The sequence below is a fragment of the Sphingobacterium sp. N143 genome (assembly GCF_030325625.1).
Classification (GTDB): Bacteria; Bacteroidota; Bacteroidia; order Sphingobacteriales; family Sphingobacteriaceae; genus Sphingobacterium.
Map to the genome: position 1 here is coordinate 475,379 of NZ_JACAIS010000003.1, position 16,924 is coordinate 492,302.

Genomic DNA, 16,924 nt, shown 5'->3' on the forward strand with positions numbered 1-16,924 from the left:
GTTAAATTAAATCGTCAAACATGGTCAAGCAATATTTCAGCCAAAAAAATAACGACCGGTTGAATTAACACCCTTTAACATCTATTTCTCTAGCTCTTTCAACTCATTTGTAGAAAATATTTGCGCTCCTTTTAAATAGGGATTAGCTCCTTTTAAATAATTATAAATGATCAACTTAGCTTCCTCATTAGGTAATTTATGGAGATTTTTCACGAGGAAATTTTTATCATCAATAATATTATTTTTATAACCAAGAAAAGAAGGGGCATGAACCTGTACACTCCAGCGGATAAACCGGGCTTCTATATGATTGGGATTATTTTTAATCAACTCTTCCAGGTGTTTCTTGCCTTCCTTGAATTGACTTATTTTCTTGAATGGATTTCCCATATGTTTAGCCATCAGAATTTCATAGGCTGCCAGATATACCTTTTCGGTTGTAGATTTAGCCTCCTCCGTTAGAATATCAAAGTTATGTTCACATAATTCCTCATCTTTGACTGCTTCAGCATAATCTTTTCGGATCTTATCGATATTTACCTGCTGTCCTAATCCCGCTTTGGTTACGGTCATTAGAAATATTGTCATCACTACGCGTATCATCATAATTATAAATCAGGCTATTTTAAAAATATTTTCCGATTTAAATTACTAAAAAAATCGAATTCAAATATTAATTTTCAATTATCATACCACAAAGCCTATAAAATTATGTCAATATATCACTACAACAGTCTTTTTAACGAGGAAAACCGGATGCAAAAAAAAATTTTTAAAGCAATTTTGCGGCATGAGATTCAGATTAAAAGCAGGCCCTAGATGGTTAAAAGTAAGTTTATCAATTGTTTTTGGCATATTATTAGGGTGTTTAATAGGAGAAGTGGCTTTCCGTTTACTATAATAATCATTCATAGGCTCCTTTGTCGTTGTATAACCCAAAAAATGAACATCGTTAAGTTTTTGATTCTGTTTTTGTCCTTATTCACATGAGAGTAAACTGATTCTGAATCAAGAGGAAATAAGGCTCATTATTCTCATAATAGAATTATTTTTAGTATATTGCTTATACCAATATAAATTTAAGCAAGCTATGGAGACAAAGGCAGAGTATCAGATTTGGGACACTATCGTAAATAGTGCAAAAACTAAATTCGATTATAAGCATATTCGTGCTATGTTCAAAAAGGAAGACGACGAAATAACCGATAAATTTCTGTTCCATATTATTGCAGGATTTGCCTGCGGTGAAAATCATCAGACGATCTCAACCAACTTATTCAATGAGCTACAGAATATCAATTTCGAATGTAATGAACAGCAGATTGATAAATTTATTTCAGATAAACACGTTAAATTTAGTCCAGAGATCTATGCAACCTATCTTGCATTCTCGATGTTAGAAGATGGAGAGGATATTGATAATATTACTGAAGTAATTAACAACCTATTACAAATAGACCAATAATATTTTTCTAGCGTATCGTTTAATTTTGGAAGATCAATAACCAAAAAAAGTTCAAAGGCTAATTTTGAAATTCCACCATACAAAGAAGTGGTGGTTATATCTGTGATCCCCTACATAAAGTTAAAGCTGTCACTACCATATAGGGGGATGAAGAAAAGTACAGCTATTCGAGGAACTTATCCAGCTCATAATTATGAAGGTTTTTATCAGCTTTATAAAGAAATGGACATTTCAGATAGAGGATACTTCAACTTGAGCATATTATAGTAAACATCTTAAAATATTGACCAGAATATGAAAGTTGTTAAATGATCAAATAAGCCAATTATTGTATCTTAGCCAAATGACAGAATATGCAGCGATTTTTGACATATATCGCTGCGTTTATTGTAATTAGCTGTTTTTGTTTATTTTACTATATTTTTAAAATAGCCAATGAAACATAAACAGAACATTTTTTAAGGCATGAGCGATTCATAACGTGAATTCCGCTATTTGCCACACCATATATTTTATCTTCTTCTTGGAGCGCTCCTAGTATGTGGCCTTACATAAGTTCCATCCTTTCTATAATACCCCTTCACCTGGACTGTACCGCCTGATGGTGTATAGCTTGATGATGACGAAGAGTTGGAGCTACTAGATGATGAATTAGTACCGTAAGATGATCCATATAATTTTTTAGTCCAACCTTGTTTCCCGTAAACATATCTTTTGCTCTTTGTCCATCCTTTATATTTACCATACCTAAATTCCCTGTAAGAACGTTTTTCTCTACTACTATTTACATATATAGGACTGCCAGACGGTATTACAACAACTTCCTTAGAATATTCATCAGGACTGGAATACAAAACTATATCCTCATCTGCATACATCTGTATGTAGTTATTAGTTACACACGATGAAAAAACAAATATTGATAACAATAACAAATAGAACCTTTTCATATAATCCTACCTTTTCATATTCTATTTATCTACATATCTTTTGAAGCTATACTTAGATTTCATACTGGAACTTAAAGTGAAATTATTTGAAATCCCAGTTAGATTTAATATGTCATTATCTAATGAAGTTTCATACTTATACACATTTCCATCTGTAGACTTTATATCTATTCTGTTTTTACCTACCACATCATAGTCGCCCTTTTTAGTAGTATTCATCATCAATACGCCATTATCAAATTTCCAAATGACCGGGGGTGTTACGGTGCTTCCAGATTCAACCCATGATCCGGATAGATCAACACCTGATAATTTATCATCTTTACTACAAGAAAATAAAGTGGTTATAACCAATAATAATACTAATACTTGTTTCATAATAAGTTAGTTTTTAATTACCATCTCGCGCTGGTATACTCGTTTAACATCTTTTAAGTGAATTGGTTTTACGGGATTGAAATCTTCATTTTGAGATCTTAAATAAATAAAATCATCCTCAATTTTAACAAACTCTTTTAATATTATCCCGTCAATTGTCTGAAATACATATACTCTCCCCTTTACAAGGTGATTAAAATTCTCAATTGGGGTACCAACAAAATATTCCCCTGGCAAATACTCAGTTATCATACTAAGACCGTCTATTTCAAAAGCAAAGCACTCTTGCCCAATAAACGGGAAGTATACTTTCTCGATATTTTGTTCCAGTAATACATTATCACCATAACCTTCCAAAAAACCACCTTGCGCCTTAATAGGTACTACCCACATATTTGGCTTACCAGATCCTTTAAAAGCGGCAGGCTTAGCATTAGACTTAGAAAGATCATCACCCCAGATTTCCTCTTCTGTTACATTGAACGCTTCGAGAATTCTATTAACACTTTCCCTAGTAAGGTTTTTACTTTTAAACAAACTATAAAATGAAGTATTACTCAAATTAAGCTTCTCTCTAGCTTCAACAGCTGAAATACCATTTTCTTTTTGATATTTTTTTAGCCAAGATTGAAATTTATTACCTTGATACTCAACCATTTGAAAAATAATTACTAATAATACGTAATTTATATTTGCATAAATTACTAATAGTGCGTAATTTTGACATAACAAAAGAGCAAAAATACTATACTATTTGATTTTGACGAAGCAAAGATAGAAATAGTATTACTAATGTTTGTCATTAAAATGTAACGTATTAGTATTATTATGGAAAAAGTACCATTATTAAAACAAAAGAAAACCCCTAGTCTCCCATCTATAATGGAGTCAATGGAAATTAATGAAGCTTACAAAGTTGATGCTAAGCCATCATACGCTAGACAGCTTCAATACCACTTCAAATCCCACACTAGTAAACGGTTCAGAGTATGGACCAAAGAAGTTGATAATAAGGTTCAAACATTTATTGGGAGGATAGCATAATGAGCCAACTAACCAAATTATTCTCTTATGAAGGTAACAAGGTTACTTTCAAAAACGAACAAGGAATTGCTTATGTCAATGCTACACAAATGGCAAAGTCTTTTGGCAAAAGACCAATTGACTGGCTGAAGTATGATAACTCAAAACAGTATTTGGACGAATTATCCAAAGTGAGAAATATCACTTTGACTGATTTGGTGATAGTTACGAAAGGTGGAGTAAATTCAGGCACATGGATGCACGAAGATGTAGCCTTAGAATTCAGCCGCTGGCTATCCCCTGCTTTCTCTATTTGGTGTAATGATCGAATTAAAGAACTCCTTTCAGTAGGTATGACAGCTACACCGGCGGCCATGGAAGATATGTTAGCCAATCCTGATCTTATAATTCAAATGGCAACTCAACTGAAAGATCTTCGTTTACAGAATGCACAAAAAGATCACCAATTGGCTACAGCAAAACAGTATTTCGATAGAGTTCGCCCAAAAGAACTGTATTATGATGATGTATTGTCATCAGGATCATTGATCACAACTAATCAAATAGCTCAAGAACTAGGGATTACAGCTATTAAGCTAAACAAAATGCTGAAGGATAGTAAAATTATTTATAAGCAAGGAGACAAGTGGTTAATATCATCAGCTTATCGTGGTAAAGGTTATGATGATACGGTAACTTTCAAATACTTCAATTCAAAACAGGAGCCTATGACACGTATAGAAATGCGATGGACAGAGAAAGGCCGTGAGTTCATTCACAACCTATTTAAAAACTAAAAACACTTAAATATCAACTAATTAAACAATCTGAAACAGGTTGTCAGGCGTGAGCTATGCCTTTTAAAATAGCTCAAAATTGAGGTGTGGCGGAATTGGTATACTCAACCTACGGGAGTACCGAGTTACCGGATAAAATAGTAACAATGCAGGTTCGAATCCTGCCACCTCAACACAGCCGAAAGGCGATAAAGTTCTTTGACATATTGATTTCCTTGACAGAAGCGGATGAATGGTAACAACACGCGTGGAGTCTAAAATAACACCGATTTGAGGAAGTCGGGAGCTTGAAATACAGCGAGCTAATAAACCTGAATAGTCAGTTAGGTTAGTCAATTATAAAAAAGGCAAGGTGGCGGAACGGTAGACGCTAAAACCCACTCAATACAATAGATAGTAAAACATCGGGTAAATAAAGAAAGAGTATAAAAGTAAACGGTTGAAATCCGTGTCTGCGAAAACAGATCGTTAACAAAACTAAAACTCATGCAGGTTCGACTCCTGCCCTTGCCACAACGAAAATGCCCAACCTTTTGGCGGTAGTCTGCAGGCTAAAATAATACATCTGAAAACCGCCATTCTTTTAAAATCAAATCCCTAATCATATGGAAGAATATATTGAAGAAATTGCCATGAGGTCAGCTCTTAAGGTGATCGAATGGGAAAACGACTCGAATAAGAAGAAATTCAAGTCTAAACTACAGGTTACAAGAGCAGATATAATAAAAGCTTTTGATTTATCTACCTACTCAAATCTAGTAAGAAAAAAAGGGCTTAAGCCGGTAAGACAAGACGGCCAATCTTCAAAGGTATACTTCGATACTGCCCAGGTCCTTAAGCTGGTCCAATTAAGTCACCATTAATAAACTAAAATATGAAATACTTTAAAAGACAATTCAAGCGGTTAAAATATCGCTACGATCTATTGACTGATCAGGAAAAGAAGTCATTCAAAATGGACATTTTAGAGTGTATAGGATGCACTATGATGTTAATAGCTGTAATAGTAATTATGGTATTGAGCATTTTACTTGAAAAATCATAGGCCATGGGAATAAAACAAAAAATATTCGATATCCGGAAGAATATCGGTAAGCTAACTAAAGACACCGCAAACCCTTTCTTTAAGTCGAAATACGCCGATATAAACCAGTTGATTGAAATGACAGATCCTTTGTTGGCAGATAAGCAAATATTGATCACAATGCCAATACGATTAGGGTTTGTAGTAGTAGAACTAACTGACCTGGAAAGTGGCGAAACAATGGAAAGTGCAATTGAGCTTCCACAATCTAACGATCCTCAAAAAACAGGTTCCGCGATCACATACTTTAGGCGGTATGCGCTTAAATCTTTACTTAACATCCAAGAGGAAGACGATGACGCAAACAAAGCATCTGGTAACATCCAAGAGGAAGACGATGACGCAAACAAAGCATCTGGTAACATCCAAGAGGAAGACGTACGACCATGGTTAACAGAAACTCAATTCAATAGTTACCTGGCCCTGATCAACAAAGGCGAAAAATGGCTTGATAAGATCAAGAAAAAGTACAGAATTAAAAAAGCGTTCTCTACTACTTTAGAGTCTGCTGAAAAAAATTACAAACCTAAAACATAATTAAAATGGGAAGCATATTTCAAATAAACCAGGAGTACTTGCAGATTGCTAGTATTCTTGAAGAAAACGGAGGCGAATTAACTCCTGAACTCGAAGAATCTTTAAATATTAATAGGGACCAGTTACAAACAAAAGGTATTAACTACGCTTTGGTCATCCGTCAATTATCTGGAGAGTCGGATATGATAGATACTGAAATAAAGCGATTACAGGCTTTAAAAAAGTCTAAGGACAATACCGTTGACCGCATGAAAACTGTTGTCAAGGACGCAATGATACTCCATGGCATCGAAAGCATAAAAGGCGACCTCATAAATCTATCAATTAGAAAAGTAGGCGCATCAGTAATCATTGATGATGAAAATAAGGTACCTGAATCATATAAGGTTGAGCAACCTAAAAAACTCGACAAAAAGCAGATTTTGGATGATCTTAAGAAAGGCCTTGAAGTTAGCGGAGCTTCAATGAAAACTGATGGCAAGAGTTTAATTATAAAATAATGGCAAGCTGGAAGATGCACAAGTATTACCGAGGGGTTGTGATACCTCAGCTTAAGGACAGGCTAAATCAATTGAAAGTCTGTCCTTTTTTATTGGATGAAACAGACACCCATATTCTTGTAAAAGGCATCACCAAAACACCATCAACTGCCAAATTAACTAACAAAGATTTTTTACTATTCCTTGAAAAAGTATGGTGCTGGGGCGCACACCTTGGCATTTACATTTCAAACCCCAACGAAGAAGAAATATGGAAAATATTTTAAACAAAGCTATGTCTATAATCTATGAAAATCGGCATAAAGGCACTTTCTTAATATGCATTCAGACAAATGTGGCATCAATAGATTTTAATCATTTCAATGATGACAATAAGAGCATTAAAGATATTCGTTCATATTTTGAAGGTGAATTATCCATATCAAAAGGCGATTATTATGTACCTATTGAATCGTTCATCCCCGAATTAACAAAATATGTGGAATCATTATGAGAATAAAGAAAATGAGAACGGCCGAGGAAATTGCTATCCAAAGCCGATTAAAATCACTACAGGAACAGAAAAGAGAAAAGCTATTCCGCAACCTTGCTCTTATCCATAGCCTTGCAAAGGTGATCCTCATAGCATATCAGGATTCACTTAAAGGCACAAATTTCACCAAGCCGCAGATCAAGGCTAAATCAGATCAGATAAGCAAGCTATCCGAAGACATCATTAAGTCAATCGGAGACGCTGTAAGGCTTAAATCTGAAATGGAGGAATACATGGAGTACGAACATTTTACGGAAGTATATGAGCTGCTTACAATCCTAGTATTCCTGGATACTGATAGCATCAGAAGTATGACAACGGTTTTGACCGAGGAACGTCAAAAACACATTAACAACATCGAAAAATTAGCATAATCATGGCAAAAATAGACAGATTCGAGTATCTTGATAACGATCTCGACAAGAACTTACCATACAAGATTGTGGCGCCAAAACAAAGCGCGATACCAATTAGGACAAACAGCAAAGAAAATGCTTTAAGTATGTTCAAAGATATTACAGAACAAGGTATATCGGCCATACTTACTTTTAATTGTCCAATTACCAAGACCTGCAGAATACTTAAAACAGGTCCACAAACAATTTACAGCTTATCGGAGGAATAGATTATGGCAGATGACAAAAAATCGTTTGTTGCGTACGCCGATTGGCAGGGACAATTCAATCTTTTGTCTAATGAGGAAGCAGGGATTTTGATCAAACATATCCTATCGTATGTGAATGACGAAGACCCGATACTACCTGATGATAACAGGATTTTGAACATCGCTTTCGAGCCAATTAAGTTGCAACTCAAACGAGATCTTAAAAAGTACGAGACAAAAAAGAAGGATAAAAGCGAAAATGGAGCGATCGGAAATTTAAAAAGATGGCATGTTGATTTGTACGAACTTTTCATAAAAAATGAAATTTCACTTGAACAGGCTAAAAATATCGCTTCCAGTCGCACTAAATCGCATAGCGACAACAGCGATCGCACCCGTATCGCCTCGATCGCAAACATCGCTGATACTGTTACTGTAACTGATACTGTTAATGATACTGTAACTGTTACTGAGAGTGTAACTGTAATAGGCGATTCACCCACACAAAATTTTTCGAGTTCATTCGGTAAACAGCCAATTGAAAATTTAAAAAAAAATTGCGCCGGCCATACAAGTTGGCTCGATTCAATTGGAATGAAAAATTCGCTTTTACCTGATCAGGTTTTGGAATGGTTCGAAGCTTTCGTTTTGCATCTTCTTTCAACTGGAAAGACTGAGGAAACAGAATCAGAATTTAAGCGATACTGTTCATCCTGGATAAGCTCTGAAATCCGACAGGGCCGAAAACCAATGGTTGAAAATCAGTCAAAAGATGCTCAGTCATTAACACATGAAGAAATAGCGCTAAAGGTCATAGAAAAAAAATATGGAAAACAACAAACTTACCAAAGTTGATGCATACAACGCTCTGCAAAGCTTAGAATTGTGTATCGAAATGTTTGATTCCCCATTGGTTCGAAACTGTGATGAGCTTGAAATTGATAAAGTGATTTTACCGGCAATTCTGAAAGCTCAAAAAGACTTGGGATTTAATCCAAATGAGCAAAAAGAATCCCATTTACTGGATGGCATAGCTTTGGAAATAAAAAGGTCTGTTCCCAACATAAGGCTAGCTGAAATACCTATCGCTATCAATAAAGGGATTTTAGGCGATTATGGAGATTTTTTAGGCTTATCTATAGTCACAGTCATAAAGTTCCTAAAGTGTCATTATACAAGCTGGAAACGCGCTGAAATAGCAAAGCAATTACCAACAGAGGAACCCGAAAAACAAATTCCAACAAAAGAAGAGCAATTAGACCTAGCAAGACACCATTTACTTGACAGTTTTGAACGGTTTAAAACTATCAGAGATATTGGATATTCGGCCGTGTACTTGTATAGATATCTTAACGAAGATTTCAAGGTAATATCATTTACAAATGAAGTCAAATGGAAGATTTATTACAGGGCAATTTTGGGAATTAAAAACCAGCGTGACACCGGCACCATAAAAACCGTAATCAACAACATTCCAAAAAAAGACTTTGACTTGCTCAACGAATTTTTGAAAGAATACCCTGATGAAATTGAGTGCGCAAAAAAAGTAGCATTTACCATCAAGAAAAAAGAATTGCTGATTGCGATCAGGAACGAATCGGAACGGCTTGCACTTATCAGATTTTACAATGATCTGGTCGAAATGGAAACAGAATTAAAAGACTTAATCGAATAACAAAATGGAAAAACTAACACAAGAACATATAGAGTTCGAACATGATAAATTACGTAAAGAGTTATGGGCAAAAGCCTGGATTGGCACAGCGTCATCAAGTAACTGCACAACTACTTCTACTTGTAACAGATTTGCTGATGAATTTTTAAGCGAATTTGATAAACGATTCTCAAAAACTAAAAAAACTTCATAAAATGGAAAGAACATTAGAAAACGTACACGTAGTTATCTACAGCAAAAAGATGCTTAAAGAAGCTATAAAACGCTTAAACAATTTAGGCCAAGTAATGGAAATAGATATCATAAATTCTTTTGATATCCATGGTTGCGACCTGCTTGTTTTTCATGATGGATTTTTTAAAATGCTTGAACTGTTGCCGTCACACCCTAATCATGAAGTCACCTTAAATGAGCTTTGTGAAATGATAATAAGCTTAGAAGATCACCAATATAAGATTGGGGATATAGTTTTTTCAGAACTAAAACATAATCCCGGGGCCGGATTTACTATTCAACATCTGCAACGAAGAGATATGGTTGATTTCCATAACAGTCGAATATGCGATGAACTTTACAACACTAGACAAATTGACCAAGAAACTGCAGAACGATTGAGAAAGGATGCGCTATGTGGCAAACAATAATTGGAAACACACCCAGTAAATCAAACTGCTACAAGATAATCACTCTATCCGGTCACGGCTCATTAGCCAAAACACCTTCTCTCAAAAAGTACGAAAACGACTTCTTTATCCAGTGTAACCACTATCGAAATAAAATGATAAGTGGCTACTTCGAGCTTTACATAAAGGTTTTTTATCCCTCACAAAGATCTGACCTTGATAATAGCTTAAAGATCGTACTCGACTGCTTACAGAAGGTAAAAGCTATCAAAAACGATAATAAGTGTGTCAAGATCGTAGCAGAAAAATACCTTGACAAATTAAATCCAAGAATCGAATTTAAAATAGAATCAATATGAAAATTATTTCAAAAATATTATTGGCGATTGCCATTATAGCCTTGTTGTCATTGGCTTTTTCCTGTGGTGAAGATGCTATTCAATCTGAACAGACTAACAACAGTAATATTAAAATCGATCTCCTTTTTGAAAAAGACGGATGTAAGGTGTACAGATTTAAAGATTTGTATACAGTTTATTGGAGTGATTGTAGAGGGCGAACCGAATACAATTACACTGTAAAAAGTGGAAAAACCACCACTACCAGGAAACAACAAACTATTTGTAACTAATAAACTGTAATCACATGTTTTTAATAAAATTAATTGTAGGAATTTTTTGTTGTTTTTTAGGCTTCCTAATCGCATATGGTATAGGCAATCTTTTCGGATTTGATTGGAAGTGGGTATTTGTCGCTTTTGGGCAAATAACCTTTGTAATAAGATTCCTTAACTCAGATGATTAAACGCAAAACATCAACATGCTTATCCTGTGGAAATACTCGACAGATATACGCTAAAAAGATGTGTTGTTGGTGCTACGAAAAGCAAAGAAAGAAAACTCCCCTACCCAAGCCTACAAAGCAAATACGAAAATTTTCTAAAAAGAGTCTGGACCAGCTTAAGCGCTACCGGATACTACGTGATAAATATCTCGCAGAAAATCCTATTTGCCAATATCCAGGATGCAAAAGTAGAGAGGTGACACTTCACCACGCCCGAGGTCGCCAAGGCGCTTACTTAACTGATAAGCGCTTTTTTTCTGCCCTTTGCTGGCCACATCATCAACACATCGAAAACCATCCCGAAGAAGCACGGAAATTGGGTTTATCCTATTCACGACTAAATACTGAATAATGAAAGAAATTGATAAAAAAATTATTGATATGAGAGGTAAAGGCATATCAATGATAGATATTTCTAAACAGATAGGTATACCGAGAAACACCGTATACCACTATTACAACAGGGGTTTAGGAAGAATACCAAAACGAGTAAAAAATAAATCTGATAAAGAAGTTGTAAATACATACCATATCATGTATGACAACAAAACATATCCGTCATACTTCTTCCACCTTACTAGTAAAACGATAAACATTCACTCCAAGAACGTCATAAATGAAGGTGATATTCTAGTTTTTAGAAATAGGGATTTGCTGTTAAAAGATAGACTACCTATGAATAAAAACACGGTAAAAAGCAATTATTACCAAGGATGTGGATACTATGAATTCATATACGAACCTATTTAACCAATGGCGCCTTACTGGCGCCTTTAAAAGAAAAGAAGATGGGACATCAATTAAGAGGATTTATAGAATTATATCCAGTAAAATTTCAGCCAAATCAGAACAGCGACAACCCATTCGATGGCGAGGATGTTGTAAGCGAAAATCCTATTTCTATAGCATTGAATACTATCGAGATGATAGAAGAAGGCTTTATATATACGTCTATTCTTATGCCTAATGGTCAAAAGTTTTGTGTAAGAGTGCGATTGACTTATGATCAAATAAAGTACTTAATCAAGCAAGCAATTTAGCCATGGAAAATCAAATCAAAGTAGGACAAATCTGCGAGGTAGCAGTGATAACCGATAATAGTAAGTATCCTTCATTGTATAATATTGGAAACACAGGGGTATTAATAAATGAATATCCTAGCGGGAATGCTGAAATACGTGTAGGTGTAAATGATAGTGATGGATATGGATCATGGCATGCGTCCAAAGGATGCTTCAAGAAGGTAGGCAAGTTAACAATCACTAAAGTAAAGTAGGTTATGACAATCGAAGAAAACAACAATATAGTAGACCTCGCATCTAAAAAGAAAGATGGTGTCTACTCTAAAAAGCCTTACACCTATGCTGTAAAAAATGGCAAGATGGTGGCGTATGCAGACTATTCAGGTGATGTGTACCGGTGTTTCCGAGGATTCAATTCGCATATAGGAAAGGTGCAGAAATATGAAGTCCGAGCAACGTTAACCAAGATCATTAAAGAATTATAAACCATGAAAAGAGAAATAGAAACAAAATTATTTGAGTTTACTCAAAATAACTCAGGTGGTATTTTTGATGTAAACGAAAATGTATGCCATAGAGTAGTAATTGAAGCTGTCGATAAAAATCATGCAATAGCACTACTTGAACCAATGATTGAACATCAAAGTTATTCATGTTCATGTTGTGGCGATAGATGGTCGTCTTGTTATGCTGATGAATTAGATATTTCCGAATATAAAACCGAGGGACTATTTGTAAGTATCTACACACACTACTCAGACTATGAACAACGGTGGTATACCTTATTTGGTGATTTACCAAGAAAGAGTGATCCAGCAGTAATTAAAAGATCCTGGGGCAACGAATTTGGGACTTTGATTTTCTTCGAAAATGAAATCCAATATCTGCAATATCTAGCGAATCAATACGGATGGACAACGCCCGACATTCGCATCCATTACTTGGACGGATCAAAGAAGGAAATATTCAAAGTTGAAATAGACAAGTAGCCCCCTATTTATTAACCCTTATAAATATTAAAAAAATGATAACAGTACATTGGCATTTGATCGTGGTGATAGTCATTACGGTTTTTCTTTTGGCAGGTGCGTTCAAAGAACGTGATGGGTTAGATATAACACCTATATTCTACATTTTTGGGATAGTGGTATTATGGGCCATATATGGCGGTATTTTTCTTTGGTAAACAAATAAATATTAGAAAAATGAACTATCATATAACTAGCGACAAATTCCATAAGTCAGGATTCGTGCCTAAAAGCAAGCATTCAGAAATACCTAAAGCTGCCATTGTAATTTCATATCTAAAAAATAGAGACCGTAGCAATGGATTTAAAACCTGCTTAGGGGAAGGTCATATAAGAACCATAGTGATCAATAATTTCATTATGAGGGGACTTAACTTAAGATTACACGCATGTCTTGATGAAAAACTTGAACTGATTGCTGACAATATGGATCTGTTCAAAAAGTGGGTAACTAAAGAGCTACGCGATAATACTATACTCCTTAGTCGCAAAGAATTTGAAAAACTTAAATCTTAAAACAAATGAATAACGAAATAACAAGGCTAACACCTCAGCAAGCAATAGAACAAGGCTACACGCATTTCACTATTGATCAAACTGACATTTGGGACTCTATCGAACATTTTGTAGAGTATGGTAGACCTGAGTCTTACCCTGACAATAAACTTTTTCTATTGGACAAAAATAAAACGGCTTTCAGCATTAGTGCAGAAACCATTCAATTTTTACTTCAAGACCACATAGAGAATCAAGAAGATTACTATTGTGAAGATGATTCGTTATCTGATGAACTTGCCGAAGCAGACTTTGAAAAGATAGCCGAATTGGTAAATGTAGGTTTCACAAAACGGTTTATGTACCCGACCGATATAGAGTTGGTAAAAGAAGAAAGCGAGGTACACGGTGAGTAAGGCACTAAGCATAAAACAACCTTGGGCAAGCCTTATTGCTCATGGTATAAAGGATATTGAAAACCGTACCTGGGCTACTAAGTACCGTGGCACGATTTACATCCATGTGAGTGGGAAAACACAATTCAATGTCCAATTAACAAACGAGCAAACCAAACTTGCAATTCCAGTTCTTAAAACAGCTTTCGATGGCACCATGCCGTTCGGCGCCATTATAGGAACTGTTGATATTGTAGACTGTGTTATCAATCACCCTAGTATTTGGGCTGAGAAAACAAATGATTTCCTAGTCGATATTGGAGATGAAAAACCAATCTACAATTGGGTATTAGCCAATCCAGTATTGTTTGACGAGCCTATTTTGAATGTAAAAGGCAAGTTATCACTCTGGGAATTTGAAGGAAAGGAGACCAAAGGAAATGGATAAGGAACAACTATGGCTCGAACGTCTTCGAAAATATATTGAGGACAATAAGGAAGATGAGCACCGCCATAAAGTATGCACATGGTGGCTAAGACTTGAATACAATAATGAAACCCCAACTGCTCAAATAAATTATTGGCTAAATAAGTCTGTAGCAAAAGGAATTTTAGGTAAGGAAACATCTTGTTACTACACCAAATATTGGTTTTTAAAAGAAAGTGAGGTAGGAAATGGATAAGCTATTTAGACAGGTAAGCGTAATAGATCGTGAACCTGAAAAATATGGATACTACGATACAAATGTTGGTAATATTGAATACAGCCCGACTAATGGCTGGCAATGGGGAATTCCTAACCCAGATTACTGGCTTGAAGAAATTTCGGTTAATAACAGTCAGGAAAACATCGCCAAAGAATGCCTTTCAGAATGTGACCGTCAATTAGATAAATGGGGAGTACAAAATCATAACCCTTTAATGTGGCATGCCATCCTAGGCGAGGAATTTGGCGAAGTTGCAAAAGAAGTTGTCGAATATTCTTTCGATGTAAGCAAAATTTACCGACTGAAAAAAATGAGAGAAGAATTGATACAGGTTGCTGCTGTTGCAATATCTTTTGTTGATAGTTTGGACAGGAATTTATTAAAGTCAGAAAGCGAGGTGAACTGTGATTGAGAATAAAATCTACCATGCCATTATTCTTCGCTTGGAAGAATTGGAACACAAAGGCGCTTACAATGGTAATGCACACCATCTAGCTCAAGACCTTTCAAAAATGGTAGCTATCGAGCTTTTATCTAAGCAACAAAGGCAAATATATGATGAATTGGAATCAAGCCCTTATTGTGCTGTTGATGCAAAATACTTGTCTTATGCAACTGGATTGGACTCAAAAAACATCGCAAGCCAAATAAGACAAATTCAGACAAAATCTAATTTGATAGGCATTAAAAAGGAAGGTAAAAACTTCAAGTATTATCAATTATGACACCCCAGGAAATAGGCGAACTAATCGAGCTTGTTATCAGCGATATCCTCTCATTGGAAGAAGCAGCGTCGATAGAGTGTATAGATCCGCGCGAACTAACCCGTGTGATAGATGAGGTGATGACTTTCAAATCTCGTCATTCGCGTAATAATTCGGTGGTTTGCCTAGAACTTGGAAGTTTAGAAAGGAGAAAGTAATGAGTCACACAATAAAATCCCCATGTATGGAACACGTTGATTTATCATTGACGCCCGAAGAAGCTGCAAGCGGATTAATCAACAATTTCCATAGCTATTATTACGAACTAGCAGTGGGTAAAGAAACAGCAGAGTTACATGCACGTGTTCATGCAGGAAAAGCCGTTAAACTACTCTATACAATGGCTTACGAGCTGGAAAACGAAGAAGTGAAACACTTTTGGGGTAAAGTGATGAGAATATTAAGAAAGGGAATAAAGAAATGATAACAGTAAACAGTCTGTCAGGCGGGAAAACAAGTTCATTTATGGCAATTCATTTCCCTGCTGATCATGAATTATTTGCTTGTGTCGAACAGTTTGCGCCATACTGGACACCCGAAGAAAGGAACCAATGGTATGATATCAGAATTGAAAGAGAAAAATCACATAATTGGATTAGACGCTTCAATAGTGATTTTGTAATGAGCGCTGAAGATGACAGAACATTAATTGCTCTACATAAATTGTCTTTAGAACTTGGTACAGATTATAGAGGTAGACATAACGGCACAGGTAAAATTGAAGTATTATTTGCACGTGACTATGGAGTCGGAAAGTACAGAACTTATGACGATATAGTTGAAGATTTCCTTCCAAATTCTAGGAAACGGCTTTGTACCGAGGTTTTAAAAGTAGCACCTATTTATAATTATGTCAGAAGGAATATTGCGCCAATTGAAAACGTAGAAATGCGATTGGGTTTTAGGCTTGATGAACTAGATAGAACCGTGAACTTATATTTTAAAATAGTAGAAATAAAGGATCGCAAACCAAATCCCAATTTCAGCTTGCAAAGCGTTATAAATGATTTTAAAATACCGGATTATTTGGTTAAATGGTGGGATATAATGGATGTTGAAGGGCAAGTAAGAAGAGGTGAACGTGAGTTAAAAACTAATCCTTTTAACTGTTATGGAGACGATTACTATAGGGTTCCATCTTTTCCTCTTATAGAACACGGAATTACGAATAGTATTGTCGGTAAATATTGGAGAGGAAGACCTGAATACGATTTCCCAGAAATATCAAATTGTTCCATTTGCTTCCATCATACGATTAAACAACTGCAACAGCAATGGCGTAATCCTTTTGCAGCACACAAAATGAGATGGGCCAGAGAAGCCGAAAAAATAAAAGGTAGAACTTTTAAAAGGCACCAAGTAAATGGGAAGTCAATCCCTATGTCGATGCAGAATATATTACAATTACCACTTCAACTACAAATGGATTTCATTGATTACGCCAGTTGCGATTCCGGTAGTTGTACAGATTAATTAACCCCCACCCTAGTATAGTCTAGGGT

The 16,924-nt window shown here is 35.5% G+C and carries 31 protein-coding genes and 1 tRNA gene; 28 read left to right on the forward strand and 4 right to left on the reverse strand.

Annotated elements, in window-relative coordinates; translation table 11 throughout:
• Nucleotides 1–81: 81 nt before the first annotated feature.
• Nucleotides 82–606, reverse strand: a complete 525-nt coding sequence (locus HX021_RS08125; RefSeq protein ID WP_286589651.1) for a hypothetical protein — start codon at nucleotides 604–606, stop codon at nucleotides 82–84.
• Nucleotides 607–1,090: 484 nt separating this feature from the next.
• Here HX021_RS08125 and HX021_RS08130 point away from each other — a divergent pair, with 484 nt between their 5' ends.
• Complete coding sequence (locus tag HX021_RS08130; RefSeq protein WP_286589652.1) at nucleotides 1,091–1,465, forward strand: hypothetical protein; 375 nt, start codon at nucleotides 1,091–1,093, stop codon at nucleotides 1,463–1,465.
• A gap of 512 nt (nucleotides 1,466–1,977) precedes the next feature.
• Here the strand turns inward: HX021_RS08130 and HX021_RS08135 are convergent.
• From HX021_RS08135 to HX021_RS08145, 3 genes are all read right to left on the reverse strand, one after another.
• The gene (locus HX021_RS08135; protein ID WP_286589653.1) at nucleotides 1,978–2,343 is read right to left on the reverse strand and encodes a hypothetical protein; all 366 of its coding nucleotides are present in this window, start codon (nucleotides 2,341–2,343) and stop codon (nucleotides 1,978–1,980) included.
• A gap of 93 nt (nucleotides 2,344–2,436) precedes the next feature.
• Complete coding sequence (locus HX021_RS08140; protein WP_286589654.1) at nucleotides 2,437–2,793, reverse strand: hypothetical protein; 357 nt, start codon at nucleotides 2,791–2,793, stop codon at nucleotides 2,437–2,439.
• Between the two features lie 6 nt (nucleotides 2,794–2,799).
• Nucleotides 2,800–3,450: a S24 family peptidase gene (locus HX021_RS08145; RefSeq protein WP_286589655.1), complete on the reverse strand. Its 651-nt coding sequence runs from the start codon at nucleotides 3,448–3,450 to the stop codon at nucleotides 2,800–2,802.
• Between the two features lie 386 nt (nucleotides 3,451–3,836).
• Between HX021_RS08145 and HX021_RS08150 the strand changes: the two genes are divergently transcribed.
• From HX021_RS08150 to HX021_RS08275, 27 genes are all read left to right on the forward strand, one after another.
• Nucleotides 3,837–4,613 (forward strand): phage antirepressor KilAC domain-containing protein, encoded by a 777-nt coding sequence (locus tag HX021_RS08150; RefSeq protein WP_286589656.1) that lies wholly within the window; start codon nucleotides 3,837–3,839, stop codon nucleotides 4,611–4,613.
• A gap of 80 nt (nucleotides 4,614–4,693) precedes the next feature.
• A tRNA-OTHER gene (locus HX021_RS08155) sits at nucleotides 4,694–4,786 on the forward strand.
• A gap of 432 nt (nucleotides 4,787–5,218) precedes the next feature.
• Entirely contained in the window at nucleotides 5,219–5,476 is a 258-nt protein-coding gene (locus HX021_RS08160) for a hypothetical protein (RefSeq protein ID WP_159332874.1), read from the forward strand.
• Nucleotides 5,477–5,661: 185 nt separating this feature from the next.
• The gene (locus HX021_RS08165; protein WP_286589657.1) at nucleotides 5,662–6,234 is read left to right on the forward strand and encodes an ERF family protein; all 573 of its coding nucleotides are present in this window, start codon (nucleotides 5,662–5,664) and stop codon (nucleotides 6,232–6,234) included.
• A gap of 5 nt (nucleotides 6,235–6,239) precedes the next feature.
• Nucleotides 6,240–6,734 (forward strand): siphovirus Gp157 family protein, encoded by a 495-nt coding sequence (locus HX021_RS08170; protein ID WP_286589658.1) that lies wholly within the window; start codon nucleotides 6,240–6,242, stop codon nucleotides 6,732–6,734.
• On the forward strand, nucleotides 6,734–7,000 hold the full coding sequence (locus HX021_RS08175; RefSeq protein ID WP_286589659.1) for a hypothetical protein: 267 nt from the start codon (nucleotides 6,734–6,736) through the stop codon (nucleotides 6,998–7,000). The genes HX021_RS08170 and HX021_RS08175 overlap by 1 nt, the downstream gene beginning before the upstream one ends.
• Nucleotides 7,001–7,008: 8 nt before the next feature.
• Nucleotides 7,009–7,227: a hypothetical protein gene (locus tag HX021_RS08180; RefSeq protein WP_286589660.1), complete on the forward strand. Its 219-nt coding sequence runs from the start codon at nucleotides 7,009–7,011 to the stop codon at nucleotides 7,225–7,227.
• The gene (locus tag HX021_RS08185; RefSeq protein ID WP_286589661.1) at nucleotides 7,224–7,640 is read left to right on the forward strand and encodes a hypothetical protein; all 417 of its coding nucleotides are present in this window, start codon (nucleotides 7,224–7,226) and stop codon (nucleotides 7,638–7,640) included. Before HX021_RS08180 ends, HX021_RS08185 begins: the two co-directional genes overlap by 4 nt.
• A gap of 254 nt (nucleotides 7,641–7,894) precedes the next feature.
• On the forward strand, nucleotides 7,895–8,725 hold the full coding sequence (locus HX021_RS08190) for a DUF6291 domain-containing protein (RefSeq protein ID WP_286589662.1): 831 nt from the start codon (nucleotides 7,895–7,897) through the stop codon (nucleotides 8,723–8,725).
• Nucleotides 8,697–9,545, forward strand: a complete 849-nt coding sequence (locus tag HX021_RS08195) for a hypothetical protein (protein WP_286589663.1) — start codon at nucleotides 8,697–8,699, stop codon at nucleotides 9,543–9,545. The genes HX021_RS08190 and HX021_RS08195 overlap by 29 nt, the downstream gene beginning before the upstream one ends.
• Before the next feature lie 4 nt (nucleotides 9,546–9,549).
• Entirely contained in the window at nucleotides 9,550–9,738 is a 189-nt protein-coding gene (locus tag HX021_RS08200) for a hypothetical protein (protein ID WP_286589664.1), read from the forward strand.
• 1 nt (nucleotide 9,739) lies between these two features.
• Nucleotides 9,740–10,189, forward strand: coding sequence for a hypothetical protein (locus HX021_RS08205; protein WP_286589665.1), 450 nt, complete (start codon nucleotides 9,740–9,742; stop codon nucleotides 10,187–10,189).
• Complete coding sequence (locus tag HX021_RS21675; RefSeq protein ID WP_353621024.1) at nucleotides 10,174–10,527, forward strand: RusA family crossover junction endodeoxyribonuclease; 354 nt, start codon at nucleotides 10,174–10,176, stop codon at nucleotides 10,525–10,527. The genes HX021_RS08205 and HX021_RS21675 overlap by 16 nt, the downstream gene beginning before the upstream one ends.
• The gene (locus HX021_RS08210; RefSeq protein ID WP_286589666.1) at nucleotides 10,524–10,799 is read left to right on the forward strand and encodes a DUF4884 domain-containing protein; all 276 of its coding nucleotides are present in this window, start codon (nucleotides 10,524–10,526) and stop codon (nucleotides 10,797–10,799) included. Before HX021_RS21675 ends, HX021_RS08210 begins: the two co-directional genes overlap by 4 nt.
• Before the next feature lie 563 nt (nucleotides 10,800–11,362).
• Complete coding sequence (locus HX021_RS08215) at nucleotides 11,363–11,761, forward strand: hypothetical protein (RefSeq protein WP_286589667.1); 399 nt, start codon at nucleotides 11,363–11,365, stop codon at nucleotides 11,759–11,761.
• 38 nt (nucleotides 11,762–11,799) lie between these two features.
• On the forward strand, nucleotides 11,800–12,051 hold the full coding sequence (locus tag HX021_RS08220; RefSeq protein ID WP_286589668.1) for a hypothetical protein: 252 nt from the start codon (nucleotides 11,800–11,802) through the stop codon (nucleotides 12,049–12,051).
• Between the two features lie 239 nt (nucleotides 12,052–12,290).
• On the forward strand, nucleotides 12,291–12,518 hold the full coding sequence (locus tag HX021_RS08225; RefSeq protein WP_286589669.1) for a hypothetical protein: 228 nt from the start codon (nucleotides 12,291–12,293) through the stop codon (nucleotides 12,516–12,518).
• 3 nt (nucleotides 12,519–12,521) lie between these two features.
• The gene (locus HX021_RS08230; RefSeq protein ID WP_286589670.1) at nucleotides 12,522–13,022 is read left to right on the forward strand and encodes a DUF7296 family protein; all 501 of its coding nucleotides are present in this window, start codon (nucleotides 12,522–12,524) and stop codon (nucleotides 13,020–13,022) included.
• 35 nt (nucleotides 13,023–13,057) lie between these two features.
• A complete protein-coding gene (locus HX021_RS08235; protein WP_286589671.1) occupies nucleotides 13,058–13,219 on the forward strand; it encodes a hypothetical protein in 162 nt (53 codons plus the stop codon).
• Between the two features lie 19 nt (nucleotides 13,220–13,238).
• On the forward strand, nucleotides 13,239–13,577 hold the full coding sequence (locus HX021_RS08240; RefSeq protein WP_286589672.1) for a hypothetical protein: 339 nt from the start codon (nucleotides 13,239–13,241) through the stop codon (nucleotides 13,575–13,577).
• 5 nt (nucleotides 13,578–13,582) lie between these two features.
• The gene (locus tag HX021_RS08245) at nucleotides 13,583–13,972 is read left to right on the forward strand and encodes a hypothetical protein (RefSeq protein ID WP_286589673.1); all 390 of its coding nucleotides are present in this window, start codon (nucleotides 13,583–13,585) and stop codon (nucleotides 13,970–13,972) included.
• The gene (locus tag HX021_RS08250) at nucleotides 13,965–14,399 is read left to right on the forward strand and encodes an ASCH domain-containing protein (protein ID WP_286589674.1); all 435 of its coding nucleotides are present in this window, start codon (nucleotides 13,965–13,967) and stop codon (nucleotides 14,397–14,399) included. The genes HX021_RS08245 and HX021_RS08250 overlap by 8 nt, the downstream gene beginning before the upstream one ends.
• A complete protein-coding gene (locus tag HX021_RS08255; protein ID WP_286589675.1) occupies nucleotides 14,392–14,634 on the forward strand; it encodes a hypothetical protein in 243 nt (80 codons plus the stop codon). The genes HX021_RS08250 and HX021_RS08255 overlap by 8 nt, the downstream gene beginning before the upstream one ends.
• The gene (locus HX021_RS08260; RefSeq protein WP_286589676.1) at nucleotides 14,627–15,070 is read left to right on the forward strand and encodes a MazG-like family protein; all 444 of its coding nucleotides are present in this window, start codon (nucleotides 14,627–14,629) and stop codon (nucleotides 15,068–15,070) included. Before HX021_RS08255 ends, HX021_RS08260 begins: the two co-directional genes overlap by 8 nt.
• Nucleotides 15,063–15,383 (forward strand): hypothetical protein, encoded by a 321-nt coding sequence (locus HX021_RS08265; protein WP_286589677.1) that lies wholly within the window; start codon nucleotides 15,063–15,065, stop codon nucleotides 15,381–15,383. The genes HX021_RS08260 and HX021_RS08265 overlap by 8 nt, the downstream gene beginning before the upstream one ends.
• Nucleotides 15,384–15,606: 223 nt before the next feature.
• Nucleotides 15,607–15,846, forward strand: a complete 240-nt coding sequence (locus HX021_RS08270) for a hypothetical protein (RefSeq protein WP_286589678.1) — start codon at nucleotides 15,607–15,609, stop codon at nucleotides 15,844–15,846.
• Between the two features lie 41 nt (nucleotides 15,847–15,887).
• The gene (locus HX021_RS08275; protein WP_286589679.1) at nucleotides 15,888–16,895 is read left to right on the forward strand and encodes a hypothetical protein; all 1,008 of its coding nucleotides are present in this window, start codon (nucleotides 15,888–15,890) and stop codon (nucleotides 16,893–16,895) included.
• The last annotated feature ends 29 nt before the right edge of the window (nucleotides 16,896–16,924 follow it).

Coding starts and splice junctions, on each gene's coding strand:
- HX021_RS21675 (WP_353621024.1), top strand. CDS start 10,174: ATGTGGCAAACAATAATTGGAAACACACCCAGTAAATCAAACTGCTAC.
- HX021_RS08165 (WP_286589657.1), top strand. CDS start 5,662: ATGGGAATAAAACAAAAAATATTCGATATCCGGAAGAATATCGGTAAG.
- HX021_RS08200 (WP_286589664.1), top strand. CDS start 9,550: ATGGAAAAACTAACACAAGAACATATAGAGTTCGAACATGATAAATTA.
- HX021_RS08230 (WP_286589670.1), top strand. CDS start 12,522: ATGAAAAGAGAAATAGAAACAAAATTATTTGAGTTTACTCAAAATAAC.
- HX021_RS08150 (WP_286589656.1), top strand. CDS start 3,837: ATGAGCCAACTAACCAAATTATTCTCTTATGAAGGTAACAAGGTTACT.
- HX021_RS08205 (WP_286589665.1), top strand. CDS start 9,740: ATGGAAAGAACATTAGAAAACGTACACGTAGTTATCTACAGCAAAAAG.
- HX021_RS08255 (WP_286589675.1), top strand. CDS start 14,392: ATGGATAAGGAACAACTATGGCTCGAACGTCTTCGAAAATATATTGAG.
- HX021_RS08270 (WP_286589678.1), top strand. CDS start 15,607: ATGGAACACGTTGATTTATCATTGACGCCCGAAGAAGCTGCAAGCGGA.
- HX021_RS08170 (WP_286589658.1), top strand. CDS start 6,240: ATGGGAAGCATATTTCAAATAAACCAGGAGTACTTGCAGATTGCTAGT.
- HX021_RS08195 (WP_286589663.1), top strand. CDS start 8,697: ATGGAAAACAACAAACTTACCAAAGTTGATGCATACAACGCTCTGCAA.
- HX021_RS08140 (WP_286589654.1), bottom strand. CDS start 2,793: ATGAAACAAGTATTAGTATTATTATTGGTTATAACCACTTTATTTTCT.
- HX021_RS08260 (WP_286589676.1), top strand. CDS start 14,627: ATGGATAAGCTATTTAGACAGGTAAGCGTAATAGATCGTGAACCTGAA.
- HX021_RS08135 (WP_286589653.1), bottom strand. CDS start 2,343: ATGTATGCAGATGAGGATATAGTTTTGTATTCCAGTCCTGATGAATAT.
- HX021_RS08275 (WP_286589679.1), top strand. CDS start 15,888: ATGGCAATTCATTTCCCTGCTGATCATGAATTATTTGCTTGTGTCGAA.
- HX021_RS08245 (WP_286589673.1), top strand. CDS start 13,583: ATGAATAACGAAATAACAAGGCTAACACCTCAGCAAGCAATAGAACAA.
- HX021_RS08215 (WP_286589667.1), top strand. CDS start 11,363: ATGAAAGAAATTGATAAAAAAATTATTGATATGAGAGGTAAAGGCATA.
- HX021_RS08210 (WP_286589666.1), top strand. CDS start 10,524: ATGAAAATTATTTCAAAAATATTATTGGCGATTGCCATTATAGCCTTG.
- HX021_RS08190 (WP_286589662.1), top strand. CDS start 7,895: ATGGCAGATGACAAAAAATCGTTTGTTGCGTACGCCGATTGGCAGGGA.
- HX021_RS08175 (WP_286589659.1), top strand. CDS start 6,734: ATGGCAAGCTGGAAGATGCACAAGTATTACCGAGGGGTTGTGATACCT.
- HX021_RS08225 (WP_286589669.1), top strand. CDS start 12,291: ATGACAATCGAAGAAAACAACAATATAGTAGACCTCGCATCTAAAAAG.
- HX021_RS08220 (WP_286589668.1), top strand. CDS start 11,800: ATGGGACATCAATTAAGAGGATTTATAGAATTATATCCAGTAAAATTT.
- HX021_RS08145 (WP_286589655.1), bottom strand. CDS start 3,450: ATGGTTGAGTATCAAGGTAATAAATTTCAATCTTGGCTAAAAAAATAT.
- HX021_RS08130 (WP_286589652.1), top strand. CDS start 1,091: ATGGAGACAAAGGCAGAGTATCAGATTTGGGACACTATCGTAAATAGT.
- HX021_RS08240 (WP_286589672.1), top strand. CDS start 13,239: ATGAACTATCATATAACTAGCGACAAATTCCATAAGTCAGGATTCGTG.
- HX021_RS08125 (WP_286589651.1), bottom strand. CDS start 606: ATGATGATACGCGTAGTGATGACAATATTTCTAATGACCGTAACCAAA.
- HX021_RS08185 (WP_286589661.1), top strand. CDS start 7,224: ATGAGAATAAAGAAAATGAGAACGGCCGAGGAAATTGCTATCCAAAGC.
- HX021_RS08180 (WP_286589660.1), top strand. CDS start 7,009: ATGTCTATAATCTATGAAAATCGGCATAAAGGCACTTTCTTAATATGC.
- HX021_RS08160 (WP_159332874.1), top strand. CDS start 5,219: ATGGAAGAATATATTGAAGAAATTGCCATGAGGTCAGCTCTTAAGGTG.
- HX021_RS08235 (WP_286589671.1), top strand. CDS start 13,058: ATGATAACAGTACATTGGCATTTGATCGTGGTGATAGTCATTACGGTT.